The following is a 25194-nucleotide window of genomic DNA, read 5'->3' as shown; positions in this document are numbered from 1 at the left end:
GCTTTTTCGTTTGGGTGCCCTCATCTGTCCGGCGGTTTCCGGGGCCAAAAAGTCGCTTTCCGCCGCTGTCTGCCCCCGGATTGCCCCGGCCATCTTTCGCCGGGGAGGCGCTTGGCTGTAACCGTCGAGGACCGTGCTGCTTATTTTAAGCGGGCTGGAAGCCATGCCGCCGCATCCACCTGAGACGAAGCCGGATGTCTAATCCGCCGGCGGCAGCGCATCGAGCCTCGCCTGATAATCCTCGATCAGGCCAGGTTGCGCATCGTCGCGATGCTTATCGATGAATGCGCGCAACGCGCCACGGTATTCCGCGATGAATTCCTTGTTCCCGGGGCTGGCATCCAACTGTGCGGCAGCCTTGTCGACGGGCTCGCGATCCTCGCCGATCAAGTATGCCTTGCCATAGGCAGACTGCTCGCGCATGACGACGAAGTTGCGCGGAAATCCCGGGATATACCTCACCACGAACATCTCGCCCTGGGGCGGGATCAGGATGGCGTTGGTGATCGGATAGATGCTGGCGGACATGGTGTCGAACTGCACCACCACGTCGCGGCCATCCGCCGTTTTCAGCACGGCATCGTAGACCCAGACATTCTGGTCGTTCAGGGTCGAACTGGTTTCCTCGGCATGGGTGATGACGGCCTTGCCTTCGACCCCGAACGCCTCGAGGAACAGCGCGTTGAAGATATGCGCGACGAAGATATTGACCTGCCCATAAATGAAGAACAGCAGGATCAGCACAAACCCGCCCTTCTTGCGCCGCAGGACGAACAACAACCAGGACACCGCGACGCCCGTCATGATGATGACGGGCCAGGCCCAGAACGGATGCTGGGTGAGGAAATATAAAATCGCCGAGATGACAGTCATGACAAATCCGTTCCTTCGGAGGTCATGCCATAGTGATTCAAGCAGCGGGATTTGTCATAGGCATCGAACGCCTGCTCAACCGGTCATGTCCGCGCATAACCAACCATTGCGGTAGATGCGCAGGATCGGCTGCGGCCGAACGGCTGCATGGTCGATCGCCGCGATTAGGAATTGATTAGGAGATTATCTAGAGCGGGCAAGCCCGCCTTGACGGCCCGCACCCTCCCCTGCTGTGATGTCGCGGCCAGCGCTTCGCCGCCGGCATTCGTGACAGGGGCACGACACAGGGGGCAGGACCATGGATCGTCGAATCGCGGCGCGTCTTGCGCGCGCACTCCGCATGGATCGTGGCTGGCTGGCCATTGCCGGCCCGGCATCTACTGCGCCGTCCCCGCACCCTCGCATATCCGTCGACTAAGACGCCGGCGCGTTCGCTATTGCCGAACGCATGCCGCCGTGCCCTCGCGCAGGACCACCGTCTTTTCCGCACTGACAACGACCGTCAAATCAAGAAAGGAGTGCTTGAAGTGAAGCGATACCTGATCGAACCCAAGTTCGTGACGATGCACGAGCCGGGTGTGGACACTGCGCCAGGCAGCAACTCGCCACCGCCGATGGACAAACCCGTCTATCGGATCATCGATACCGCAACCGGACAGGCGGTGCCTCCCACCGGCGAGAACATCGCCGTGATCGCGCGCGCCTGCGCCAACCTCAATGAGGTGGTCGAAAAAGCCGAAGGGGCACCGTCGAAGCCGCGCGCTTCCGGCTACGTCGGCACGGCCGATTCGCTGCCGGACGACATCGTGCAGTCGATCGCCATTTCCAATGCCCAATCGATCGAGGATCAACCGTCGATCCTGGCTAACCTCGATCTCGCCCAGCAGATCTTCAACCAGAACATGCGCCAGCAGAACGCCGTGGCCCAGCAGCAGGCGATGAACCTGATCCGGCTGGCGGTGGCCGCCAAGTGCGTGGGCATGATCGAAAACGCCGATGGCAGCGATGAAGCAGCCATCGAGAAGATCGGCAGGAACGCCGAAAAACTCTTCCAGGACCTGAGCCGCAGCATCGACCGGAACGCCGGCGACAGCCCGTCCCCGTAAGTGTATTGACGGCCCGAACGATCGCGGCGGCAGCAGAAAACCGATGCAGCGGATCGACCGGACCGCATCCAACCCACCACCATCATTCCAAGGAGCATCACCATGGCCACTCTTCCCGAAGACATCATCAGCGCTGTCGCCATCGCCAACCTCAAGTCGATTTCCGAACAGCCCGCCATGCTGTCCAACCTGGCTTATTCCAATACGGTGGCCGTCACCAACCTGTCCCAGCAGAACGCCGTGGCCCACCAGCAGGCCATGAACGAGCTGAGCATCTCCATCCTGGCCAAGGCCGCCAACACCATCAGCAACCTGGGACCGCTGGAAGCCCGCTCGGCCGTCGAAGTGCTTACCAACGACGAACTCGCGCAGACCATCGCCGACCTGAAGGCGGCGGCGCAGGCGTTCGCCAGCAAGTAATTCGGGCGGACCAAACAGAAGCTCCGGAAGGCAGGCGTTCCGGAGCTTTTTTATGACATGCCCGCGCTCGGGCTAAGTTTTGGACAGCGAACGCGCAATCGCCTGCAGTCGACGAGCAATGGGTGTCACCGTCTGCTTGTTCGCGCCAAGCTCAAGCGCCACCGTGCCGGCCTCCACCGCCACGCCCAGCAGCTCGTCGACGATGCGGGCAGCCTGGTCGCGATCTAGGCGGTAATAGTCCGCCAGCCGCAGAAGATCTTCCCGCGTGGGGTCCAGCGACGCACCGCCTGCGAAGCTCGCCGTGTGATGGCCGCCGGGGCCATCCATATAGGTCAGATCGAAGGCCGGCGACAGCTGCCACTGGCCATGTCCGTCCAGCATGAAAGCGAAGTTCTTGGAATGGTCGTCGCGCACGCTCATCGCGGCATTGAAGACGGCGCGTCGATAAGCCTGCTCATAGGACGCATTCGGCATTGAAAGCGCCTGCATGATTTCAGCCACGTTCGCATAATCGAGACCCGGCTCCCGATGCGAGAAATGGATCAGGCCACCCAGCGAGTGGCAGAAAACCCTTCCGCCCGGTGTGCGGTCGAAGCGGCGCGTGGCGAAGGCAGGCTTGCCATGGATGTCCAACCGCATGCTGTCCATCACCTGCAAGCCTGCTGCGCGGGCGCCATGCATGTAGGCGAGTTCGAGAACGGGCGCATCCGCCGGCTCGTTCCGCGCGGCGAACTTGATCAGCCAGGAGCTGTATCCGTGCTTCGCAACTCCCGCGGTCACGCGCGCGTGTCGATGGTCGTCCGACAGATCCACCATCACCTTGGGACGGGCACCTTGAGGAGAACTGCCCGCTCTGAGCAGTTCGTCCGAAACATCGTCCAGATGTCCTTCGATGCTGGCCTCGACACCGCGACCCAACAGGTCGAGCGACATCTCCTCGCCATGCTCGTCGTCGATCGCCGGACGGAAGCTCAGCGAGCCCCAGGCACGATGCCCCAGGTAGGCGAGGCGAACGGCGGGGGAAATGTATTCGGGCTTGATCGCCAGCCGCGCCAGCGCCTTGTCCAGCAGATAGAGGCCCCATCCATCTGGCAGCGCGTCGTTGAGCATGCCCGGCAAGCCGCGATATTCCGCCGGCAGGTCGCTGGCGTTGCGGCTGGACCAGACCCCTCCGTGCAAGGGCAGCATGAAAGGCGAAAGCTCCAGCCGGCGCGCGCGCGCTTCGTCGCTCCATTCGAAGAATCCGGCCCTGGCATGCGTCTCGTAGTTGAGACGACCGATCAGAACGGGCTCCGGCAGATGTTCGGTCCAGACTTCGAGCTGGTGGTTCTTCGCCTTGAGCCAGGCCTCCGAAAAGCTCACGGCCGGCCCTCCAGCGTCGATCGCACGCGTCTGGCCTTCAGCGCATTCGTCGCCGACAACTCCAGATATCGCTCCTGCGCACGGAGCGTGGGGAAATGCGGTGACTCCAGCATGCGCAGGAAGTCCACGCCATGGCCGAGCGCGAGCAACAGGCGGAGCAGGCTTTCGTAAGCGACCGGGTCGCCCTTCTCCACCGACTTGACCGTTTGCACGGACACCCCGGCCCGCTCGGCGAGATCCGCCTGGCGCCAGGAGAACGCCATGCGCTGACGACGCAGGCGGGCGCCGACCTCCTGGGGGAAATCCGACAAGGAAGGCGGTTTACGCTGCTGCCCGGAAACCAGTTCGCGTAGATTTTTCATGCACTTAGCTTATCATTTCTCCTAAAGTATGTCCATGGATACCTTATTTAAGGTATCCATGGACATACTTTAATATAGGCGAAGGATCCGCCACGTCTCGTCAAGGCGCCGCGGCGAGCACCGGTCCGGCTGCTGTTTCCGGCACCCGCATGCAAAAAGGCCCGCATCGCGCGGGCCTCTTCGTAATGCACCGTCTGACAGCCTCGCTCAAAGCCTCGCGGACGGCCCGCCCTCGGCCAGGCGCAGCTCCTTGGGCAAGGCGAAGGTGATGGTTTCCGCTTCGCCATCCAGCTCGCGCACTTCGCCGGCGCCCCACGACTGCAGGCGGGCGATCACGTCGCGTACCAGCTTCTCCGGGGCGGAGGCGCCGGCGGTGAGGCCGATGTGCTGCACGCCGTCCAGCCATTCGCGCTGGATGTGTTCGGCGCCGTCGATCAGGAAGGAGCGCACGCCCTGCTTCTCGGCCAGCTCGCGCAGGCGGTTGGAGTTGGAGCTGTTGACCGAGCCGACCACCAGCATCAGGTCGACTGCGTCGGCGAGGCGGCGCACGGCGTCCTGGCGGTTCTGCGTGGCGTAGCAGATGTCGTCCTTGCGCGGGCCTTCGATGTCGGAGAACTTTTCGCGCAGGGTGGCGATGATCGCCTTGGTGTCGTCCACCGACAGCGTGGTCTGGGTGACGTAGGACAGCTCATGCGGAAAGCGCGGCTCCAGCTTCGCCACGCAGTCGACCGATTCGACCAGCAGGATCTCGCCGGTGTTGGCGGGATTCCACTGCCCCATCGTGCCCTCCACTTCCGGATGCCCGGCATGGCCGATCAGCACCACGCTGCGCCCGGTGCGGCCCAGCCGCGCCACTTCCATATGCACCTTGGTCACCAGCGGACAGGTGGCGTCGAACACGTTGAGGCGGCGGCTGTCTGCCTCCTCGCGTACGGCCTTGGACACGCCGTGTGCGCTGAAGATCACGGTGGCGCCGTCGGGCACTTCGTGCAGCTCCTCGACGAACACCGCGCCGCTGGCGCGCAGCTTGTCCACCACGTAGCGGTTGTGCACCACTTCGTGGCGCACGTAGATGGGCGCGCCGTAGGCCTCCAGCGCGCGCTCGACGATGGCGATGGCGCGGTCGACGCCGGCGCAGAATCCACGGGGGTTGGCGAGAAGAATGTCCAAGAAAACCTCGACTGTCGCTGGCCGGCGCTTGGGCGGCGCCGGGAACGAAATTATCTCACGCCCCCGGCCTGCTTGCCGGTGAACAGGCCAAAGACGATCAGCAGCACGGCGCCGACGGTGATGCCGCAGTCGGCGATGTTGAACACGGGGTAGTACCAGTCCTGGTAGTGGACCTGGATGAAGTCGGTCACCTGGGCCGCGTGCAGGCGGTCGATCAGGTTGCCCAGCGCGCCGCCGATGATCAGGCTCAGCGGCAGCGCGCTGCGCCAGTCGGCCCGCGCGGTGCGCTTGAGCCACACCAGCAGCGCGCCGCTGATCAGCACGGCCAGGCCGACGAAGAACCAGCGCTGCCAGCCGGCGCTGTCGGCCAGGAAGCTGAAGGCGGCGCCGGTATTGAAGGCCAGGGTCCAGTTGAGGAAACCGGGGACGATCACGTGCTGCACGCCGGCCGGCGGCAGCGCGGACAGCGCCCACCACTTGCTCGCCTGGTCGAGCACGATCACCAGGGCGGACAGCCACAGCCAGGACAGGGCGTTGGATTGCTTGCTCATACATCTTCTATTCGGAGGGGGCCAAACCGAACGGCCGGCTCGCGCCGGCCGTTCGCGTCTTAGAACCAGCGGCGGTCTTCGCCCGGACCGTCGACGTTGCCGACGCAACGTCCGCACAGCTCCGGATGCTCGGCGTGCTGACCGACGTCGTCGCGGCGATGCCAGCAGCGCACGCACTTGACGGCATCGCTGACGGTGGCGGAGACCCACACGTCCGCGCCCTCCAGCTCCGACAGCACGGCCGTGTCCGGCTGGCCGCCGGCCACGTCCAGGCGCACGTCCGAAGTGATGAAGAAGAAGCGCAGCTCATCGGCCGCCGGCGCGTAGCGGCTGACCAGGGCCGGGTCGGCATGGATCGCCAGCTTCGCTTCCAGCGAGGCGCCGATCTGCTCGGCCTTGCGCATGCCTTCGAGCACGCGCGAGGCGGTGTCGCGGATCGCCAGCAGATCGGACCAGTAACGGCGCTGCTCCGGCGAACCCTGGGCGGCGGCCAGGCCGTCGTACCAGGTTTCGAACAGCACGCTCTCGCTGCGCTGGCCCGGCAGCGCCTGCCAGATTTCCTCGGCGGTGAAGCTCAGCACCGGCGCCAGCCAGCGCACCAGCGCCTCGGCGATGCGGTACATCGCGCTCTGCGCGCTGCGCCGGCCGCGGCTGTCGGTCGGCATGGTGTAGAGGCGGTCCTTGGTGATGTCCAGGTACAGCGCGCCCAGCTCGGTGGTGCAGAAGTTCTGCACGCGCTGGACGATCTCCGGGAAATCGTAGCGGTCGTAGGCCGCCGTCACCGCCTGCTGCGTGTCGTAGGCCTGCTGGATCGCCCACTGGTCCAGCAGCAGGCAGTCTTCCACCGGCAACAGGTCCTTCGCCGGATCGAAGCCGTCCAGGTTGCCCAGCAGGAAGCGCGCCGTATTGCGGATGCGGCGGTACATGTCGGAGACGCGCTTCAGGATCTCGTCCGACAGCGACATCTCGTTGCGGTAATCGGTGGAGCAGATCCACAGGCGCAGGATGTCCGCGCCCAGGTTCTTCATGATGTCCTGCGGCTCGATGCCGTTGCCCAGCGACTTGGACATCTTGCGGCCCTGCGCATCCACGGTGAAGCCGTGGGTGAGCACGTCGTCGTAGGGCGCGCGGCCATGGATGGCGGCCGAGGTGAGCAGCGAGGACTGGAACCAGCCGCGATGCTGGTCCGAGCCTTCCAGGTACATCACCTTGTACGACGCGGCATTGCCCTGCTGCAGTTCCGGACGCTGGCCGAGCACGGTGAAATGCGTGACGCCGGAATCGAACCACACGTCCAGCACGTCGTTGACCTTCTCGTAGTCCTTGGCCTCATCGCCGAGCAGCTCGGCCGGATCGAGCGCGTACCACGCGTCGATGCTGCCCTGTTCGACGTGCCGGGCCACTTGCTCCAGCAGCTCGACCGAACGCGGATGCGGCTCCTGCGTGCCCTTGTGCACGAACAGCGCGATCGGCACGCCCCAGGTGCGCTGGCGCGAGATGCACCAGTCCGGACGGTCGCCGACCATGCCGGCGATGCGCTCCTCGCCCCAGCCCGGCACCCAGCGCACCTGGCGGATCGAATCCATCGCCGCCTTGCGCAGGCCGGCCTGCTCCATGCTGATGAACCACTGCGGGGTGGCGCGGAAGATCACCGGCGTCTTGTGGCGCCAGCAATGCGGATAGCTGTGCTCGATCTTGTGGTGGGCCAGCAGCATGCCGCGGCCGCGCAGCATCTCGACGATGCTGTCGTTGGCCTTCCACAGATGCGTGCCGGCCAGGGTCAAGTCACCGGCCGGCGGCGTGTCCGCGCGATAGGTGCCGCGCGGCTCCACGTAGTTGAGCGTCTCGATGCCGTACTTGCGCGAGACCACGAAGTCTTCCACGCCGTGGTCGGGCGAGGTGTGCACCGCGCCGGTGCCGTCCTCGGCCGACACGTGCTCGCCCAGCAGCACGGGGATCTTGCGGTCGTAGAACGGGTGCTGCAGCAGCACGCCTTCCAGCGCCTGGCCGGCGACGTGGCCGAGCACCGCCGGATGCTCCACGCCGTAGCGGTGCGAAGCCTTCTCCACCAGCGCGGAAGCCAGTACCAGCAGCACGCGGCGGCCGTCGCGCGCGGGGCCTTCGACCAGCGCGTATTCGAGCTCCGCGCCCATCGACACCGCCTGGCTTTCCGGCAGCGTCCACGGCGTGGTGGTCCAGATCGGGATGGCGACGATGGCGTCGCCCGCGTCCACGCCGAACTTCGCGGCCAGCGCCTTCGGATCGAGCGCGTCGTATGCGACGTCGACCGCCGGCGAAACCTTGTCGGCGTATTCGATCTCCGCCTCGGCCAGCGCCGAGCCGCAATCGAAGCACCAGTACACCGGCTTGAAGCCGCGCATCACGTGGCCGTTGTCGACGATGCGCGCCAGCGCGCGCAGCATGTCGGCCTCGAACTTGAAGTCCATGGTGCGATAGGGGCGTTCCCAGTCGCCGAGCACGCCCAGCCGCTTGAAGTCGGTGCGCTGCAGGTCGATCTGGGCTTGCGCGTATTCGCGGCACTTCTGGCGGAAGGCCACGGCGTCGAGCTTGTCGCCGGCCTTGCCATGCTTCTTCTCCACCGCGATCTCGATCGGCAGGCCATGGCAGTCCCAGCCCGGCACGTAGGGCGAGCGGAAGCCGGCCAGCAGGCGCGACTTCACCACCACGTCCTTGAGCACCTTGTTCACCGCATGGCCCAGGTGGATCACGCCGTTGGCGTACGGCGGGCCGTCGTGCAGCACGAATACCTTGTCGCGGCCGGAAGTGCGCTCTTGAATCTGCGCGTAGCGGCCGATCTTCTCCCACTGCGCCAGCCACTGCGGCTCGCGCTTGGGCAGGTCGCCGCGCATCGGGAAATCCGTCTGCGGCAGGTTGATGGTGTGCTTGTAATCCTGGGTCATTGCTCGGATGCCATCGGGGTTGTCGGGCGCGGCCCTGGTGCCGTCGCCGTCGGGTGTACTGCCGGCCTGAACGCGCCGGACGAAAACCGGAAACCTATTTCATGCCTCGGCCAGCCGCGGATTCATGCCGAGCACCTCGCGCGCCATGCGGGCGTCGCGGCGGATCTGCTCGGTGAGCGCGTCCAGGCCGTCGAACTTCAGCTCGTCGCGCAGCTTGGCGACGAATTCCACCGCCATGCGCTGGCCGTAGAGATCGCCTTCGAAATCGAACAGGTGCACTTCCAGCAGCGGCTGCGTCACTTCGTTCACGGTCGGACGGATGCCGAGGCTCGCCACGCCCGGCCAGGCGCATTCGCCTTCGCCCAGGCCGACGCGCACGGCGAAGATGCCCTGCACCGGCGGCACGCGATCGCGCAGGTGGATATTGGCGGTGGGGAAACCCAGTTCGCGGCCGAGCTGGTTGCCGTATTCCACCTTGCCTTCGATCACGAACGGGCGACCGAGCAGCGGCGCGGCGCCGGAGAATTCGCCAGCGGCCAGCAGCATGCGCACGCGGGTGGCGGAGACGCGCGCGCCGTCCAGCAGCACCGGCGGCATCACGCGGGCGGCGAAGCCCAGTTCCGCGCCCATCTGTTCAAGCAGCGCGACGTCACCGCCGCGCTTGTGGCCGAAACGGAAATCGCCGCCGACCCACACTTCGCGGGTGGCCAGGCGCTCGACCAGCACGCGGCGCACGAAGTCTTCGGCGGGCATCGAGGTCAGCTCGTGGTTGAAGCGCAGGATCAGCGCTTTGTTCACCCCGGCCGCGTCGAAGCCCAGCAGCTTCTCGCGCACGCTGGACAGCCGCGGCACCGGTTCCTTGGAAAAGAACGCGCGGGGCAAAGGCTCGAAGCTCACCACGACCGGCGTCAGGCCGGTCGCCTGCGCGCGCTCATGCACCTGGGTCAGCAGTGCCTGGTGCCCCCGGTGCAGCCCGTCGAACGCACCGACGGCAACCACGCTACCGCCGGGCGCCAGGCACGGACCGGCGATATCCCTGGAAAGTCTTGTCATCGCCCGAGTATAGCCGTGGAACCGCAGCCTGCGGCGGCGCATCAAACGCCGCGCAGTTCACGCAGGCGGAAGCCTGCCGCGAACAGCGTGGCGAGGTAGGCGCCACCACCCGCGCAGACCAGCGCAGCCAGATGCCAGACGCGGGTCCACTTGTTCGCCTCGGTCCAATCCGGCCACAGCCACAGCCCTGCCAGCAGCACCACGATCATCACCGCACAGGCCAGCGCCAGCCGCCCCAGATGGCGCATCCAGCCCGGCTGCCGCTGATAAACCCCGGCCTTGCGCAGCCAGTGCCAGAGCAGTCCCAGATTGATATAGCTCGCTGCTGCGCTGGCGGCGCCCAGTGCCATATGCAGGCCGGGGATCTTGGCCAGGCCTTCGAGCAGGGGCCCGTGCTTGACGTCGGCCGGCGCCCACAGCGTGAACAGCACGGCGAGAAACAGCACGTTCAACACCATATTGGCGATCAGCGAGGCCACGCCGGCGCGCACCGGCGTACGGGTGTCCTGGCGGGCATAGAAGGCCGGCAGCACCACCTTGACCAGGGCGAACGCCGGCAGGCCGAAGCTCAGCGCGGAAATCGACAGCATCGCCATGCGCGTATCGAACGGGGTGAAGCGGCCATGCTGGAACAGCGTGGCGACCAGCGGCTCGGCCAGCAGCATCAGCGCGAACATCGCCGGCACCGCGATCAGCAGGGTGATGCGCAGGCCCCAGTCCAGCGCCTTGGAAAAACCCTCGCTGTCGGTGGCCACGTGATGGCGCGACAGCGACGGCAGGATCACCGTGCCCAGCGCCACGCCGAACACGCCCAGCGGCAATTCGAGGAAGCGGTCCGCCTGCGACAGCCAGCTCTGCGAGCCGATGTACAGCAGCGAGGCGATCACCGTATCCAGCAGCAGGTTGATCTGCGCCACCGAGGAGCCGAACAGGGTCGGCACCATCAGCTTGAGGATGCGGCGCACGTCCGGATGGCTCCAGCCCCAGCGCGGCAGGGCAAGCAGATTGAGCTGGCGCAGCGCCGGCAGCTGGAACAGCAGCTGCAGGATGCCCGCCGCCAGGATCGCCCAGCCCATCGCCATGATCGGCGTATGCAGCCGCGGCGCCAGCCACAGCGCGCCGGCGATCATGCACAGGTTGAGGATCACCGGCGTCAGCGCCGGCAGGCCGAAGCGGTGGAAGCTGTTGAGCGCCCCGCCCGACAGCGCGGTCAGCGAAACGAACAGCAGGAACGGAAAGGTCAGGCGCAGCAGGTTCACCGTGAGGGCGAACTTCTCCGGCGTCTCGATCGCGCCCGGCGAAAACAGCATGGTGACCTGCGGCGCGAAGATCACGCCCAGCGCCGTGATCAGCATCAGCACGCCGCCGAGGGTGCCGGAGACCCGCGACATCAGCGTCTTCAGCTCCTCGTGGCTGCGTTTCTCCTTCACCTCGGTGAAGACCGGCACGAAGGCGGTCGAAAACGAACCCTCGGCGAACAGCCTGCGCATGAAGTTGGGGATGCGGAAGGCCACCCAGAACGCGTCGGTGGCCGCATTGGCGCCGAAGGCCGCGTTGATCGACATATCCCGGACCAGCCCGAGCACGCGCGAAATCATGGTCATGCTGCTGAACGACAGCAGCCCTCGGAACATGCTCGGTGACTTCATGCGCGCGCCGGTACCTTTCTTGTCATGGGATGGATGCCCGGCCCCGCGCCCCGGGCGGCAGGCCGGCAAAGCGCATAGTTTGACAGCCGCTACAGGCCAGAAGACAGCGCAGGTGTGGCAAAATCCCGGCTCTGTTCACGGGAATGCCCGACCGCCCCGCCCGCCAGCCCCGTCCATGTGGGCCGCGGCGCGGCTAAGCTGTTGACGCAACGGCTCATTACCGTCATAATCACCGCCTTTTTCCAACCCACTAAAGCGATTCCGGAGTTCTACCTTGGCCAACATCAAGTCCGCGAAGAAGCGCGCGCGCCAGTCTGAGCAGCGCCGCCTGCGCAACGTCAGCGCCCGTTCCATGGTGCGCACCGCCCTCAAGAAGGTCACCAAGGCCATTGAGGCCAAGGACAAGGCTGCCGCCGTCGAGGCGTTCGCTATCGCCCAGCCGGTGATGGATCGCTACGCCGCCCGCGGCCTGATCCACAAGAACAAGGCCGCTCGCCACAAGAGCCGCCTGAACGCGAAGATCCACGAACTGGCGTAAGCCAGCTTTACTTACGCGATTCGGGTTGGCGAAAAGGCCGGCGGAAGCCGGCCTTTTTGTTGTTTGTAAAGAATCGAGCTGGCGGAAGCCGGCCTTTTTGTTTTTGCGCGTTTTGCCGCTTCCTCAGTTTTCAAACTGAAATCCATCTCCCTTTGGGAGAAGGTGGCGGCAGCCGGATGAGGGTTCGGCCGGAGTGCGGCGCCCCACTCCGCCCGTACCCTCACCCCAACCCCTCTCCCGACGGGAGAGGGGCTTCAAGCGCCATCCCTACGCCACCGCCTCGCGCGCCCGCTCCGGCAACGCCAGCCGCTTTTCCTCCGCGTCGTACTCGATCAGCAGCACACCCGAGTCGTGCCGCCCGTTGATGTCCACGAAGCACGCGCCGCCGATAAACGGCTCCAGCGTCATCACCGATTTCAGCGGTGTCGCCACCACCATCTGGAAACCGAAGTTCTCGAAGATATTCATCGCCAGGGCGGTGAACTCGTTGTCGGCCTTGTCGAAGGCTTCGTCGAGCACCACCGGCGCATAGCGCGGAAGATGGCCGTCGTCGCCGCCGAGCTGGTAGCGCAGCGCGGCCGCCAGGCAGGTGGTGGCCAGCTTCTGGCGCTGGCCGCCGGACTTGCCCGCGCCGCTGCGGTAGACCTCGACCTGGCGCCGCGTCTCGGCCTCGATTTCCACGCCGATGAATTCCACATGCAGGCGCACGTCCAGCACTTGCTCGCGCCAGCGGCGCAGCTCGGGGTCCGGCGCGCCCAGCCGTTGCACCAGGCCGCGCAGCACGCCGAACTGTGCCTCGGCGCGCTCGCGGTCCTCGGTCGGGTGCTGCATCAGCACCTCGCGCAGCTGGGCCTGGAAATCGCGCACTTCCTGCAGGCCGCGGTCGCTCACCTCGATCTGCAGCAAGGTGCCGCGGTTGAACGGCACGCGCTCCAGGCTTTCGTTGACTTCTTCCATGCGCTGGCCGATCGACTTGCGCGCCTCGGTCATATGTTTCTGCAGCACCAGCAGGTCCTGCTTGCTCTGGCTCTGCAGCAGTTCGAAGAAGCGTGCTTCGTGCTTGGGCAGGCCATCCAGTTCCAGGCGCCGCAGGCGGGCCAGGAAGCCTTCGGCGGAATCCATGCGCGGGGTGAAGTCCGCGCTGTCCTGCGGCCAGCGGCGGCAGAACGCGCGGAAGCATTCCTCCACCGCCTGCACCAGCCGGTGATCGCGCTCGGCCTGCTCGTCGAGCACCTCGTGCAGCGAGCGTTCCAGCGCGCGGAACTGGCTGTCGATATTGTCCAGCGACAGCAGCGGCTGCAGCGGCAGGCGGGACTGCAAGCCTTCCTGTTGCAGCGGGGTCAACGCGGCGACGCTCGCTCGCATCGCGCAGGCTTCGCGCTGGGTTTCCACAGCGCGGCGCTCGCGTTCCACCGCAATGCGCTCGGCGGCCGTTTCCTCGAAGGCCTTGGCGGCTTGCTGGCGCGCCGCGCGCTCGGCATCCAGGCGGCGGCCGAGTTCGTTGAGTCCTTCGTCGCCTTCGTTCAATTGCCGCAGCTGGTCCTCGATATCGCCCAGGCGCTGCAGCTTGGGCGCGATATCGATCTCTTCCCATTCGATGCCGGTGAACGCGGCGGCGGCGACGCGGCGGTCGCCCTCGCGCTCGCGCTGCGCCTTCAGTGCGGCCAGCGCGTCGCCGGTACGCACGAGGGACTGCGCCAGCTCCCGGCCTTCCTGCTCGAACAGCACCAGCTTGTCGCGATTGTCGAAGCCCAGCACCCAATGGCGGCGGTCATCGACGGCGCGGCGGTCGTCCTTCTCGTAGCGGTCACCCGGATGCTTGACCTGGCCTTCGCGGGTGATCGCGCGATCGGCCTGGCGCAGCGCCGCGGCGTTGTCCACGCAGGCATAGTCGAAGCGCCGCGCCAGCTCGGCCTGCAGCCAGGGGCGATGCGCGTGGTCGCGCAATTCCAGCCGATGCACCAGCGAACGCCCATCCGGCTTGCGCTGGCCGAAGGCTTCCACGCGGCCGACACGGTAGTACACCAGCTTGCCGCCCAGGTGGGTCTTGTTGATCCACGCCGCCACCGCCGCGTACTGCGACTCGTCGACCAGCAGCGACAGCGCGAAGCCGTGCAGCACGCGTTCGACCGCGCCGCGCCAGGGGGCGAATTCGTCTTTTACCTGCAGCAGCTCGCCGACGAACGGCACGGCGTTGTCGGACCAGCCCAGCTCCTGGCACAGCCGCGCGCGCATGGCCTGGACCGGCGCCGGAATATTGGACGGATGCTTCTGCAGCGCATCGATTTCCGCGCGCACGGTGGCGAAGCGCTGCGCGGCCTGGCCGCTGTCGCGCTTGATCGCGTCCATCTGTTCTTCCAGCGCGCCGCCCTGGCTGTGCACGCCACTGACCAGCTCGCGCGCCTGCCCGGCCAGCTCGGCCAGCGCCCGCGCGGTGCCCGGCAGGGTCCAGCCCAGCTCGCGGCAGGCACTGTCCAGCTTGTCGCGGCGGCGCAGGCGCTCGTCGCGTTCGCGCTGCACCTGGCCGCGTTCGCGTTCGAGCTGATCGACCGCGTCGCCACCCTGCTCGCGGCGCTGGCGCTGCATATCGGCCAGGCGCCGGTCGTGGTTCTCCAGCCCCTGCTTGCGCTGCGCCTGCTCGCCCTCCAGGCCCTGTGCCAGCACCTCGAGCTCGGCGCGGCGGTCGTCCAGCAGCCGCAGGCGGCGCTGCTCGCGGAACAGGTCCACACCTTGCTGCTGCTCGCGCAGCGCACTGGTCTGGCGGCGCAGCGCCTGCAGCTCGTCGTGGGACTGGCGCGCCGGCGCCAGGGTCTGCACCTGCTCGCGCGCGATCACCACCGCCTTGTGTGCCGCATCGAGTTCGGCGAAATCCGCCACCAGGCGGTCCGCCGCGGTGAAGGTTTGCGGTTCCTCCAGCATGAAGCCGCGCAGGAAATGATTGAGGTCGCCCAGGTTTTTGGCCGACTGCGTCTTGTGCAGCAGCTTCAGCGCCATGTCGTTGTGGATGCCGAGCAGGCGGCGGAAGCGCTCCGCATAGCCGGCGAAGGCGTCGAAGTGATGCACCTCGTCGCCCAGCCTGGCCTTGAGGCGGCGCAGGTCCAGGTCGAAACCGTCCATGTCCCTGGCAACGTCGAAGCCGCGCTCGGTGACCATGTAGTGCTTGCGCACGTCGGCCGCCGCCGAGCCGTTGCCGGCGATCCAGAACAGGCGGATCAGCGAGACCGACTCGCCCAGCGCATTGCGGTACTCCAGCGCCAGCGCGGACCAGGTCGTGCCCTTGCGCAGGTACTGGGTGGCGATCTCGCCGGAATCGCTGTCGTGCTGATCGGCCCAGGCGCCGCGCACGTACGAGGCGAGGCTGCGGTCGCGCCCGCTGCGGTCCGCTTCGCGCGCGGCAGCGTTGAAGTCGACCAGGCTCGGCGGCACCAGCAACGCGGACATCGCGTCGAGCAGGGTGGACTTGCCCGAGCCGGAGCGGCCGACGAACAGAAAGCCCTTCTCGGCGATCGGGATATCGACCAGGCCGCTGAAGGTGCCCCAGTTGAAGACCTGCAGGCGGCGCATGCGGAATTGTTCGTCGCGCGGGTCCGGCAGGTCGGACAGGAACAGCGAAGGCGCGGCGGGACGGACGGCCTTGGCTTTCGAAGGACGCGCGGCGGGGGCTTCGACGCTTGTCGCCGCCGCAGATGCGGGAAGCGTTGCTGGCTCGACCGGAACGGCCGCCTTGGCGGCTTTCGCCTTGACTAGTGTCGCCTTGGCGACCGGCGCCTTGCCGGCGCCCTTGGCCTTCGCCTTCGGTGTCTTCACCGCTTGCTTGCTGCTCGCTGCGCTCTTCGCCGGCGCCTTGCCCTTACTGCTCATCCGCACCCTCCTGCAGCAGCGTGTCCGCGCCGCGCAGCTCGCGATAGACCTGGGTCAGCGCCTGCACGTCCTCAGCACAGAACAGCAGCTTCAAGGTCGGCGAGACTTCGTAGCGGTCCTCGCTGCCGCGCAGGCGTTCCAGCACGTGGCTCTCGCGCAGCTTGCCGATCGCCGCGGCGACGCGCTTGGCGAAGCCGGCGCGGTCGGTGGAGACATTTTTTTCGTAGACCGACAGCGCATCGATCAAGGCGCCCTCTTCCACCACCGCGCGGCGCCCCTGCGCCTCGCCTTCCAGCAGTTGCTGGCGCAGGTGCAGCAGCAGCACCGTGTCGATGAAGGTCAGCGGCAGCGAGCGCAGCAGCACCGGCGTGTCCAGCTCGCCGGTGTCGGCCTGGCGCACGAAGGCGACGCCGGCTTCGCGGTCGATCACCAGCTGCAGGAACAGCTCGCACAGCTGCGAATGCAGGCTGGCTTCGTAGCGCAGCAGCACCGGCCACAGCGTGGCGTGGCGGCCGGCGTCGATGCTCGGTCCGGCCAGCAGCTGGCACAGCACGCGGCGCACCTCCAGCGGCAAGACGCCGGTGTCGCCTTCGAACAGCGCGCCCTTGGCGGTCGCGTCCACGACAGGCGGCACCATTACGGCCAGCTCGTCGGCTTCATGCAAATTCATGGCGTTTCTCTCCCAGGAACCACACCAGCGGCACGCGCGCGCGACGCCACTGTCCGTCGCCACCCTGCCACGACACTTCTTCCAGCTCGCCCTCGGCCACCACACCGTGGCGCGTGGCCAGCGACAGGTAGCCGATGATGCTGCCCAGGCCCTGTTCGGCCGGGCGCGCGGCGAGCACCTCGCCGATCGACAACTGAGGTTTGTGCTGCAGCAGTTCGTGCAGATCGCGGCGCAGGCCGCGGTAATTGATTTCCGACTGCGCCACCAGCGCGCCGACGCTGTCCAGCGAAATCGCAGCCGCACCGGACAGATCGATGCGCCCGTCGATCCGTGTGTGCCGCGGATCGTGCAGGCGCCATTGCGACTGCGAACGCAGGCGCGCGCCGGTCAGCGGCAGTTCCAGCGGCAGGCGCTGGTGCGCACCGATGTCGTCGCGCAACTGCAGCGCTTCGGCCTGCGCCTGCTTGAGCAGTTGATTCAGGCGGCGCTGTTCCAGATAGCCGCGGCTCTGCACGAAGCCGCGCAGGCTGCGCGCGAAGTGCTGCATCACGTCGTGCACCTGGCCGCCGCGTTCCAGCATCACGCGGGTGAAACTGCGCAGCAGCTGGCGTTCCTCGCGCTGCAGACGGCGGGCGAAGCCGCGCGCGAGCACGGTTTCCATCGCCGCGTCGAGCTGGTTGCTCTGCTCGACGTCGTTGAGCAGTTTCCAGAACGCGCCGAAGCTGCGGCCCGCCTCGCTGCCGGCGATCACGTCGACGCCTTCGAACAGCTTGTCGAGCAGGTCGCCGCGCTGGCCTTCGTCGTCGATGATGCGTTCGCGGAACTCGCGGTTGAGGCGTTCGAAATCCTCGCGCACGCGGCGGAAATCCTCGGCCAGCTCATCGGCGAGCTGGATCACTTCGCGCGTGCGCTCCAGCGCGCGCTGGCCGCCGACGGTGTCGAGCTTGCCGCTCCTTACCCGTTCGATCTCCGCATCCAGGCGCGCGCGTTCGGCCAGCAGGCTGTCCAGGCGCGCGGCGGGATCGGTCTCGGTCTGTTCCGCCAACTGCACCAGCTGCTGGATCACCAGCGAGAGGCGGCTTTCGGTGGCGGCCTGGCGCGGCGAGTGCAGCGCCGCGATAAAGCGCACGGCCTGCGCGGCCTGGGCCGACAGCTCGTATTCCTCTTCGCTCGAACCTTCCGGCAGGCGGCGTTCGAGATAACCCTGCGCCAGCCAGTGCGCCACATAGGCCTGCGCGGTGCGCGGCAGCTCGGTGGGCAGCTCGGAGGCGTTGATGGTGTCCAGGTGATCCTGCAGGCGCTCGTGCAGCGCCGAGGCGGGCAGCCGGCGCTCGCCGTCCTGCAGCAGGGACTGCAGCAGGCCGATCAGTTCAGGCGCGTGGTCGGCGGCCAGCAGCCGCCACAGGGCTAGTTCGCGCAGCCGGCGGTAACCGGCGATGCGGGCTTGCAGCTTCATGCGTGGAGGTGGCTCCTGGCGGCGCGGAACACGGCGTGGCGCGCCGCGCTCAGTCGCGCGGTGCTTCCCCGCGCAGGCGCACGTCGCCCGGCAGCATGTCGCTGCGGCCCGAGTTCGCCTCGCGCTGCGCCTCGAAGAAGCGCTGGATCTGCTGGCACACCGCCAGGGTGTTGTCGCGCGCGATCGCCGAGACCAGGAACCAGGGCTGGCTCCAGCCCAGGCGCTGCACGATGTCCTCGGCCACCGCCTGGCGCTCGTCCTCCGGCAGCATGTCGGCCTTGTTCAGCACCAGCCAGCGCGGGCGGTCGAGCAGCTCGGGGTCGAACTTCTGCAGCTCGTGCTCGATCGCATGCACCTGCTCGACCACGTCGGCGCCGTCGATCGGCGCGATGTCTACCAGATGCAGCAACAGGCGCGTGCGCGCGACGTGGCGCAGGAACTGGATCCCTAAGCCCACGCCTTCGGCGGCGCCCTCGATCAGGCCGGGGATGTCGGCGATCACGAAGCTCTGGTCCGGCCCCAGGCTGACCACGCCCAGGCCCGGATGCAGGGTGGTGAACGGGTAGTCCGCCACGCGCGGCGTGGCGGCCGACACGGCGCGGATGAAGGTGGACTTGCCGGCGTTGGGGAAGCCCAGCAGGCCGACATCGGCCAGCAGCTTCAGCTCCAGCTTCAGCTCGCGCACCTCGCCCGGCGTGCCGGGGGTGGACTTGCGCGGCGCGCGGTTCACCGAGCTCTTGAAATGGATATTGCCCAGACCGCCCTTGCCACCCTGCGCCACCAGCAGGCGCTGGCCGTGGGCGGTGAGGTCGCCGATGATTTCGTCGGTGTCGACATTGGTGACCACGGTGCCGATCGGCACGCGGACCTCGGTGTCGTCGCCACCCTTGCCGTACATGTCGCTGCCCATGCCGTTCTCGCCGCGCTGCGCCTTGAACGCGCGCTGGTGGCGGAAGTCGACCAGGGTGTTGAGGCCTTCGTCGGCCACCAGCCACACCGAGCCGCCGCTGCCGCCGTCGCCGCCGTCGGGACCGCCGAAGGGAATGAATTTTTCGCGACGGAAGCTGATGCATCCGTTGCCGCCGTCACCGGCCAGGACCTTGATGATGGCTTCGTCGACAAATTTCATGGGAAGGGATCGCGAACAGGAAGGGAGACGAGGAACGCACGCGCCACTGCGCATCATATAGGGAACCCGGCCGCGCGCTCTTGGCGCATTCCGATTTCCGTCCTCGTCTTAAAAACAAAAGCCCCGCCGAAGCGGGGCCCTTGCGCTACATCGGCCCGGGCTTAGCCCTGGACGACGTTCACATACTTGCGGTTCTTCTCGCCACGGGTCTTGAACTCGACCGTGCCGTCGACCAGCGCGAACAAGGTGTGGTCGCGGCCGAGGCCCACGCCGGTACCGGGATGGAACTTGGTGCCGCGCTGACGCACGATGATGTTGCCGGCCTCGATGGCCTGGCCACCGTAGATCTTCACGCCGAGATACTTGGGGTTCGAATCGCGACCGTTGCGCGACGAACCTACGCCTTTCTTATGTGCCATGACTGATTACTCCAGATTGGCGGATCAGGCGTTGATGCCCGTGATCTCGACTTCGGTGAAATGCTGACGATGTCCCTGCTGCTTCTTGTGGTGCTTGCGGCGGCGGAACTTGATGATGCGGATCTTGTCGGCGCGGCCATGCTTGCGCACGGTGGCGGAGACAGTGGCGCCGGTCACGGTCGGCGCGCCGACGGTGACGGTCTCGCCCGAACCGACCAGCAGCACTTCGTCGAACTTCACGCTGGCGCCTTCTTCGGCGTTCAGCAGCTCCACGCGCAGGACATCGCCCTGCTGGACGCGGTACTGCTTGCCGCCGGTCTTGATGACTGCATAACTCATGGGATTATCCCTTCTGTCGTTATTCTCTTGGGTGTTCTCGCTTGCGCGAGCCGGCGATCATAACCAAAAAAATCCCTGGGATCAAACCGATAGGGTCCGCCTGGACTCAATTCCCCTTGTTCTGCCTGAGGCGCTCCCGTTCGGCCCTGGCCTCCTCGCGCCGGGCCCTGGCCTCCTCCAGCTCGGCGTAGGCCGCGGTGGCCTGCGCGCTGGCGGCCGCTTCTTGGACGGCGACCTGCCGCTGGGCCAGCTGTTGCTGGGCCATGTCATTGGCGTAATTGAGGTCCAGCGCCAGGTTCGGGGCGTCCGCCGGACGGCGCAGCACCCGGGTGACCTCGTAGGCGCCCTGGCTGCCCTGGGGTGCGCAGATCTGCTCGGACTGCATCACCTCGGCGCCGCTGATCCATTTCGCCCTGGCGGTGTCGGTCAGCACGCAGTGCACGCCGCCTTCGAGCGCCTTCTGGCTGATGAAATACGTCCGTGTGGCGGCGGTGCGGCCCAGATACTCGCCACCGGATTCGATCGTCGCGCCGCCGGGTTCGGTCTGGTAATTCACGTTGATCGCCAGGCCGCATCCGGCCAGCCCCAGCGACGCCACCAGCACCATGCCCAGCTTCGTCCATCTGCCCATGCCCCCGTCTCCTTCGCTCCGAATGAGTGAACCGCAAACTGTTGCGGCGCAGCTTAGGGCCGGGAAACGTGGCTGTGCAGCGGCCGCGGGCGCCCGGAAGGGGCCGCGGTCGACGCTCATTCAGCAAGGTCTTTCGAAAGCTGAACAGGCTTTGGAAGGGAATGAAACAGCGGCGCGGCATCGTCATACGATCCCGCGCTTGCCCGCCGGGGGCGCTTTTTCGTCCCCGGCGGACGCGCCGCTTATTGAGCGGGCGTGGTCGTCTTCGCGTCGGTCGCCGGCTTGGCCGGCGTGGTGGCGGGTTTGGCCGGCGCCTTGGTCGTGGTCTTCGCGGGCGCCTTCTTAGCCGGGGCCTTCTTGGTCGACTTCGACTTGGTGGCCGCCTTCGACTTCGCCTTGCCCGCCGGCGCCGCCTTCTTGGCGGGAACCGCTGCGGCCTCGTCGTCGTCATCCGCAGCGTTGGCACCCGCCAGGTTCGCTGCCGCGGCACCTGCGGCTACGCCGCCGCCCGCCGCAGCATGCTCGGCCGGGCAGCGCCCGCCGGCATCCAGGCTGCCTTTCTGCTTGAGCTCGGCGATCATCTGGTCGCTGCGCTCCTTGCTCCACTGCAGGCCGGCCTGGTTGGCCTCGCCCATGGTGGTCGGCATCTCGGTGATCACCTTCTGGCCGAGGGGCGAGCGGTAGAACTTCAGCATCCCGTCGATTTCGTCGGCGCTGAAATGGCGCTGGTAGATCGGCACCAGCCGCCCGATGAACTGCTGCGTGCCGTTGCTATCCATATAGCCCTGCCAGTAGCTGGACGGGATGCACGGCAGCGACTGCTGCATCACCGTCATGGCCTGGCTGTTCATCTGGCTGAGCATCTTGCCCACCCCCACCACGTCCATCAGCTGGCGCACCTGCTCTTCGCTGGGTTGAGTCGCGGCCGAGGCCGTGCCCATCGATGCCACCAGCGCCAGGGAGAGCCCCCATCCTTTCCACTTGCGCATGTGTACTGGTCTCGCTGTATCGGCCTTGCGGCCAAAACAGCTATTAAGCCAATCCACTTGTTAACACTTTGATGCCACCCCACTTTCAGGGGTCTACCGCAACCACGCACGAACCTGGCCAGGGGTAATAACTGACCTGACGAGTTTGGTATAGTACAGTTTTTCCCCTCCTCCTCACCTCTCCCCGGCGTTCAATGGACACCATCCGCATCCGCGGCGCGCGCACGCACAACCTCAAGAACATCGATCTGGATCTGCCCCGCGATCAGTTGATCGTGATCACCGGCCTGTCCGGTTCCGGCAAATCCTCGCTCGCCTTCGACACCATCTATGCGGAGGGCCAGCGCCGCTACGTCGAATCGCTGTCGGCCTACGCCCGCCAGTTCCTCTCGATGATGGAGAAGCCGGACGTCGACCACATCGAAGGCCTGTCGCCGGCCATCTCGATCGAGCAGAAGTCGACCTCGCACAACCCGCGCTCCACCGTGGGCACCATCACCGAGGTCTACGACTACCTGCGCCTGCTGTACGCCCGCGTCGGCACGCCGCGCTGTCCGGACCACGGCATTCCGCTGGAGGCGCAGACGGTCAGCCAGATGGTCGACGCCACCCTGGCGCTGGATGCGGACAAGCGCTTCATGCTGCTGGCGCCGGTGATCCGCGAGCGCAAGGGCGAGCACGTGCAGGTGTTCGAGCAGATGCGTGCGCAAGGCTTCGTGCGTGCCCGCGTCGACGGCGTGGTGTACGAGCTGGACGCCGTGCCGCCGCTGACCCTGCGCCAGAAGCACACCATCGAAGTGGTGATCGACCGCTTCCGCCCGCGCGACGACATCAAGCAGCGCCTGGCCGAATCGTTCGAAACCGCGCTGCGCCTGGGCGACGGCCTGGTGATCCTGGCCAACATGGACGCCGGGCAGGGAAGCCCAAGTGCCGCGGGCGCAGGACGCGCAGGAGCGGCTGACACGAAGGCGCCGGAGCAGTTGCTCTCCTCGCGTTATTCCTGCCCGGTCTGCGATTACTCGCTGCCGGAGCTGGAACCGCGCCTGTTCTCCTTCAACTCGCCGGTCGGCGCCTGCCCCACCTGCGACGGCCTGGGCGTGACCCAGGTGTTCGATCCGGCGCGCGTGGTCGGCCATCCGGAGCTGCCGCTGTCCGGCGGCGCGATCCGCGGCTGGGACCGCCGCAACGCGCACTATTTCCAGCTGATCATCTCGCTGGCCAACCACTACCGCTTCGATGTCGACACGCCGTGGCAGAAGCTGCCGGCCACGGTGCAGAAGGCCGTGCTGTACGGCAGCGGCAACGACAAGATCCAGTTCCGCTACCTCACTGAGCGCGGCGGCAAGGTCACCCGCGAGCACTCCTTCGAAGGCATCCTACCGAACCTGGAGCGCCGCTATAAGGAAACCGAGTCGCCGGCGGTGCGCGAGGAACTGGCCAAGTACATCGCCGACCATGCCTGCCCCGATTGCCAGGGCCAGCGCCTGAACCGCTCGGCGCGCAACGTGTTCGTCGCCGACCACGCGCTGCCCTCGCTCACCTCGCGCTCGATCGACGACGCGCTCGGCTTCTTCGACACGCTCACCCTCAGCGGCTGGCGCGGCGAGATCGCGGTGAAGATCGTCAAGGAAATCCGCGAGCGCCTGAGCTTCCTCAACGACGTGGGCCTGAACTACCTCACCCTGGACCGCCAGGCCGATTCGCTGTCCGGCGGCGAAGCCCAGCGCATCCGCCTGGCCTCGCAGATCGGCGCCGGCCTGGTCGGCGTGATGTACGTGCTGGACGAGCCGTCGATCGGCCTGCACCAGCGCGACAACGAACGCCTGCTCGGCACCCTCACCCGCCTGCGCGACCTCGGCAATACCGTGATCGTGGTCGAGCACGACGAGGACGCCATCCGCATGGCCGACCACGTGCTGGACATCGGCCCCGGTGCCGGCGTGCACGGCGGCGAGATCGTGGCGCAGGGCACGCTGAAGGACATCCTCGCTTCCAAGCGTTCGGTCACCGGCCAATACCTGTCCGGCCGGCGCGCGATCGAGGTGCCGAAGGAGCGGCGCGAGCAGCAGGACCAGGAGTCCTGGCTGCATCTGCGCGGCGCCAACGGCAACAACCTCAAGAACGTGGACCTGGCCATTCCGGCCGGCCTGTTCACTTGCGTCACCGGGGTCTCCGGCTCGGGCAAGTCGACCCTGATCAACGACACGCTGTTCCGCCTCGCCGCCGCCGAACTCAACGGCGCCAGCGAGCAGCCGGCCGCGCACAAGTCGGTCGAGGGCCTGGAGCTGTTCGACAAGGTGGTCGACATCGACCAGTCGCCGATCGGCCGCACGCCGCGTTCGAACCCGGCCACCTATACCGGCCTGTTCACTCCGCTGCGCGAGCTGTACGCGCAGGTGCCGGAAGCGCGCTCGCGCGGCTACACCGCCGGCCGCTTCAGCTTCAACGTGCGCGGCGGCCGCTGCGAGGCCTGCGAAGGCGACGGCATGATCAAGGTGGAGATGCACTTCCTGCCGGACGTGTACGTGCCCTGCGACGTCTGCCACGGCAAGCGCTACAACCGCGAAACGCTGGAAATCACCTACAAGGGCCACACCATTGCCGACGTGCTCGGCATGACCGTGGAAGACGCGCTGAAGCTGTTCGAGAACGTGCCGACCATCGCGCGCAAGCTGGAAACTCTGCGTGCGGTCGGGCTGGATTACATCAAGCTCGGGCAGAGCGCGACCACTCTTTCCGGCGGCGAAGCGCAGCGCGTGAAGCTGTCCAAGGAGCTGTCCAAGCGCGATACCGGCCGCACCTTGTACATCCTGGACGAACCGACCACCGGCCTGCATTTCCACGATATCGAGCAGTTGCTCGACGTGCTGCACCAGCTGGTCGACCAGGGCAATACGGTGGTGGTGATCGAGCACAACCTCGACGTGATCAAGACCGCCGACTGGATCGTCGACCTCGGCCCCGAAGGCGGCGCCGGCGGCGGCCGCATCCTGGTCGCCGGTACGCCGGAGACGGTGGCCGAGACCGCCGCTTCGCACACCGGCCGCTTCCTCGCGCCGCATCTGGGCCTGGTGCCGGCGAAGGCGCCGAAGAACGAGACGCCGAAGAGCAGTCCGTCGAAGGCCAGTACACAAAAGAGCAGCGCGCAGAAAAACAGCGGCAGCAGCAAGACCGCACGGAAAAAGATCGCATGAGTTCCAGCACCACCGATTCACCCTCCGCCGCAGCCGCGGCGGAGCTGCACCCGCTGTTCACCGCCTCGCTCGGCGTGCGCTGGCGCGATCTCGACGCCTTCAACCACGTCAACAACTCCAACTACCTCACCTATCTGGAGGAGGCGCGGCTGCAGTGGCTCAAGCACGTGCCCGGGCCGTGGTTCGACGAGCAGTCGATGCCGGTGCTGGCGGCGAGCGAGATCAACTATCGCTTTCCGATCGAATGGCCGGCGCAGTTGAATGTCGAGCTGTTCTGCCTGCGCCTGGGCAATAGTTCGATGACGATCGGCCATCGCATCGTCGATGCCGAACAGCCCGAGAAGCTGTACAGCGACGGGCATGTGGTGATGGTCTGGATGAACCCGCACACCGGCAAGCCGGTACCGCTGCCGCAGGCGATCCGCGACGCGGCTGAGCAGGCCTGAAGCACAACAATTTGGAATCCTTCTCCCTCCGGGAGCACGCGGGGAGGGCACAGGG

General features: G+C 66.7%; 20 protein-coding genes and 1 pseudogene. 5 read left to right on the top strand and 16 right to left on the bottom strand.

Translation table 11 applies throughout. The features are described from left to right. Positions 1-198 precede the first annotated feature (198 nt). A complete protein-coding gene (locus tag AB4083_RS09870) occupies positions 199-873 on the bottom strand; it encodes a hypothetical protein (protein WP_441607614.1) in 675 nt (224 codons plus the stop codon). Positions 874-1196: 323 nt separating this feature from the next. On the opposite strand from AB4083_RS09870, the gene AB4083_RS09865 reads away from it, so the two are divergent. Together AB4083_RS09865 and AB4083_RS09860 are read left to right on the top strand one after the other, a co-directional pair. After that, a complete protein-coding gene (locus tag AB4083_RS09865; protein WP_441607613.1) occupies positions 1197-1979 on the top strand; it encodes a hypothetical protein in 783 nt (260 codons plus the stop codon). A 102-nt stretch (positions 1980-2081) separates the two neighbouring features. After that, positions 2082-2399 carry a R body protein gene (locus tag AB4083_RS09860; RefSeq protein ID WP_441607612.1) on the top strand — a complete coding sequence of 106 codons (318 nt, stop codon included), beginning with the start codon at positions 2082-2084 and terminating at the stop codon, positions 2397-2399. 72 nt (positions 2400-2471) lie between these two features. On the opposite strand, the gene AB4083_RS09855 is transcribed toward AB4083_RS09860, so the two are convergent. The 7 genes from AB4083_RS09855 to murJ form a co-directional block, all read right to left on the bottom strand. After that, positions 2472-3761, bottom strand: a complete 1290-nt coding sequence (locus AB4083_RS09855; protein ID WP_441607611.1) for a type II toxin-antitoxin system HipA family toxin — start codon at positions 3759-3761, stop codon at positions 2472-2474. Then, a complete protein-coding gene (locus tag AB4083_RS09850) occupies positions 3758-4123 on the bottom strand; it encodes a helix-turn-helix domain-containing protein (RefSeq protein WP_441607610.1) in 366 nt (121 codons plus the stop codon). Before AB4083_RS09850 ends, AB4083_RS09855 begins: the two co-directional genes overlap by 4 nt. A 207-nt stretch (positions 4124-4330) precedes the next feature. Continuing rightward, a complete protein-coding gene (gene ispH / locus AB4083_RS09845) occupies positions 4331-5293 on the bottom strand; it encodes a 4-hydroxy-3-methylbut-2-enyl diphosphate reductase (protein WP_441607609.1) in 963 nt (320 codons plus the stop codon). Between the two features lie 50 nt (positions 5294-5343). Continuing rightward, a complete protein-coding gene (gene lspA / locus AB4083_RS09840) occupies positions 5344-5844 on the bottom strand; it encodes a signal peptidase II (protein ID WP_441607608.1) in 501 nt (166 codons plus the stop codon). 59 nt (positions 5845-5903) lie between these two features. Beyond that, positions 5904-8765, bottom strand: a complete 2862-nt coding sequence (gene ileS / locus AB4083_RS09835; protein ID WP_441607607.1) for an isoleucine--tRNA ligase — start codon at positions 8763-8765, stop codon at positions 5904-5906. Between the two features lie 99 nt (positions 8766-8864). Continuing rightward, positions 8865-9818: a bifunctional riboflavin kinase/FAD synthetase gene (locus tag AB4083_RS09830; RefSeq protein WP_441607606.1), complete on the bottom strand. Its 954-nt coding sequence runs from the start codon at positions 9816-9818 to the stop codon at positions 8865-8867. A gap of 41 nt (positions 9819-9859) precedes the next feature. Beyond that, complete coding sequence (gene murJ / locus AB4083_RS09825; RefSeq protein WP_441607604.1) at positions 9860-11467, bottom strand: murein biosynthesis integral membrane protein MurJ; 1608 nt, start codon at positions 11465-11467, stop codon at positions 9860-9862. Positions 11468-11741: 274 nt separating this feature from the next. Here murJ and rpsT point away from each other — a divergent pair, with 274 nt between their 5' ends. After that, entirely contained in the window at positions 11742-12005 is a 264-nt protein-coding gene (gene rpsT, locus AB4083_RS09820; protein ID WP_441607603.1) for a 30S ribosomal protein S20, read from the top strand. Positions 12006-12287: 282 nt separating this feature from the next. Here rpsT and AB4083_RS09815 read toward each other — a convergent pair. From AB4083_RS09815 to AB4083_RS09780, 8 genes and pseudogenes are all read right to left on the bottom strand, one after another. After that, positions 12288-15866: pseudogene (locus AB4083_RS09815) on the bottom strand (ATP-binding protein); the annotation flags it as partial. Next, on the bottom strand, positions 15856-16536 hold the full coding sequence (locus AB4083_RS09810) for a DUF4194 domain-containing protein (protein WP_441607602.1): 681 nt from the start codon (positions 16534-16536) through the stop codon (positions 15856-15858). The pseudogene AB4083_RS09815 and the gene AB4083_RS09810, both read right to left, overlap by 11 nt. After that, a complete protein-coding gene (locus AB4083_RS09805) occupies positions 16523-17992 on the bottom strand; it encodes a DUF3375 domain-containing protein (protein WP_441607601.1) in 1470 nt (489 codons plus the stop codon). The genes AB4083_RS09810 and AB4083_RS09805 overlap by 14 nt, the downstream gene beginning before the upstream one ends. A gap of 49 nt (positions 17993-18041) precedes the next feature. Then, entirely contained in the window at positions 18042-19121 is a 1080-nt protein-coding gene (cgtA, locus tag AB4083_RS09800) for an Obg family GTPase CgtA (RefSeq protein WP_441607600.1), read from the bottom strand. Between the two features lie 161 nt (positions 19122-19282). Next, the gene (gene rpmA / locus AB4083_RS09795) at positions 19283-19540 is read right to left on the bottom strand and encodes a 50S ribosomal protein L27 (protein WP_026636285.1); all 258 of its coding nucleotides are present in this window, start codon (positions 19538-19540) and stop codon (positions 19283-19285) included. A 24-nt stretch (positions 19541-19564) separates the two neighbouring features. After that, positions 19565-19879, bottom strand: coding sequence for a 50S ribosomal protein L21 (gene rplU, locus AB4083_RS09790; RefSeq protein WP_441607599.1), 315 nt, complete (start codon positions 19877-19879; stop codon positions 19565-19567). Between the two features lie 106 nt (positions 19880-19985). Beyond that, a complete protein-coding gene (locus AB4083_RS09785) occupies positions 19986-20510 on the bottom strand; it encodes a hypothetical protein (protein ID WP_441607598.1) in 525 nt (174 codons plus the stop codon). A 242-nt stretch (positions 20511-20752) separates the two neighbouring features. Further along, positions 20753-21499 carry a DUF2059 domain-containing protein gene (locus AB4083_RS09780; protein WP_441607597.1) on the bottom strand — a complete coding sequence of 249 codons (747 nt, stop codon included), beginning with the start codon at positions 21497-21499 and terminating at the stop codon, positions 20753-20755. Between the two features lie 194 nt (positions 21500-21693). Between AB4083_RS09780 and uvrA the strand changes: the two genes are divergently transcribed. Further along, complete coding sequence (gene uvrA, locus AB4083_RS09775; RefSeq protein WP_441607596.1) at positions 21694-24693, top strand: excinuclease ABC subunit UvrA; 3000 nt, start codon at positions 21694-21696, stop codon at positions 24691-24693. Next, entirely contained in the window at positions 24690-25139 is a 450-nt protein-coding gene (locus tag AB4083_RS09770) for an acyl-CoA thioesterase (protein WP_441607595.1), read from the top strand. Before uvrA ends, AB4083_RS09770 begins: the two co-directional genes overlap by 4 nt. Positions 25140-25194: the final 55 nt, after the last annotated feature.

Origin of the sequence: Dyella sp. 2RAB6, assembly GCF_052115385.1 — a bacterium.
In the GTDB taxonomy this organism is placed as follows: Bacteria; Pseudomonadota; Gammaproteobacteria; order Xanthomonadales; family Rhodanobacteraceae; genus Dyella_D.
The sequence above is the reverse complement of the archived record's forward strand: the minus strand, read 5'-3'. Positions and strand labels throughout refer to the sequence as shown.

What these genes read in the sequence shown, in the direction of transcription:
- AB4083_RS09870 (WP_441607614.1), bottom strand. Translation starts at nt 873, where the DNA reads ATGACTGTCATCTCGGCGATTTTATATTTCCTCACCCAGCATCCGTTC.
- AB4083_RS09860 (WP_441607612.1), top strand. Translation starts at nt 2,082, where the DNA reads ATGGCCACTCTTCCCGAAGACATCATCAGCGCTGTCGCCATCGCCAAC.
- AB4083_RS09850 (WP_441607610.1), bottom strand. Translation starts at nt 4,123, where the DNA reads ATGAAAAATCTACGCGAACTGGTTTCCGGGCAGCAGCGTAAACCGCCT.
- lspA (WP_441607608.1), bottom strand. Translation starts at nt 5,844, where the DNA reads ATGAGCAAGCAATCCAACGCCCTGTCCTGGCTGTGGCTGTCCGCCCTG.
- ileS (WP_441607607.1), bottom strand. Translation starts at nt 8,765, where the DNA reads ATGACCCAGGATTACAAGCACACCATCAACCTGCCGCAGACGGATTTC.
- AB4083_RS09830 (WP_441607606.1), bottom strand. Translation starts at nt 9,818, where the DNA reads ATGACAAGACTTTCCAGGGATATCGCCGGTCCGTGCCTGGCGCCCGGC.
- murJ (WP_441607604.1), bottom strand. Translation starts at nt 11,467, where the DNA reads ATGAAGTCACCGAGCATGTTCCGAGGGCTGCTGTCGTTCAGCAGCATG.
- AB4083_RS09810 (WP_441607602.1), bottom strand. Translation starts at nt 16,536, where the DNA reads ATGAATTTGCATGAAGCCGACGAGCTGGCCGTAATGGTGCCGCCTGTC.
- AB4083_RS09805 (WP_441607601.1), bottom strand. Translation starts at nt 17,992, where the DNA reads ATGAAGCTGCAAGCCCGCATCGCCGGTTACCGCCGGCTGCGCGAACTA.
- cgtA (WP_441607600.1), bottom strand. Translation starts at nt 19,121, where the DNA reads ATGAAATTTGTCGACGAAGCCATCATCAAGGTCCTGGCCGGTGACGGC.
- rpmA (WP_026636285.1), bottom strand. Translation starts at nt 19,540, where the DNA reads ATGGCACATAAGAAAGGCGTAGGTTCGTCGCGCAACGGTCGCGATTCG.
- rplU (WP_441607599.1), bottom strand. Translation starts at nt 19,879, where the DNA reads ATGAGTTATGCAGTCATCAAGACCGGCGGCAAGCAGTACCGCGTCCAG.
- AB4083_RS09785 (WP_441607598.1), bottom strand. Translation starts at nt 20,510, where the DNA reads ATGGGCAGATGGACGAAGCTGGGCATGGTGCTGGTGGCGTCGCTGGGG.
- AB4083_RS09780 (WP_441607597.1), bottom strand. Translation starts at nt 21,499, where the DNA reads ATGCGCAAGTGGAAAGGATGGGGGCTCTCCCTGGCGCTGGTGGCATCG.
- uvrA (WP_441607596.1), top strand. Translation starts at nt 21,694, where the DNA reads ATGGACACCATCCGCATCCGCGGCGCGCGCACGCACAACCTCAAGAAC.
- AB4083_RS09770 (WP_441607595.1), top strand. Translation starts at nt 24,690, where the DNA reads ATGAGTTCCAGCACCACCGATTCACCCTCCGCCGCAGCCGCGGCGGAG.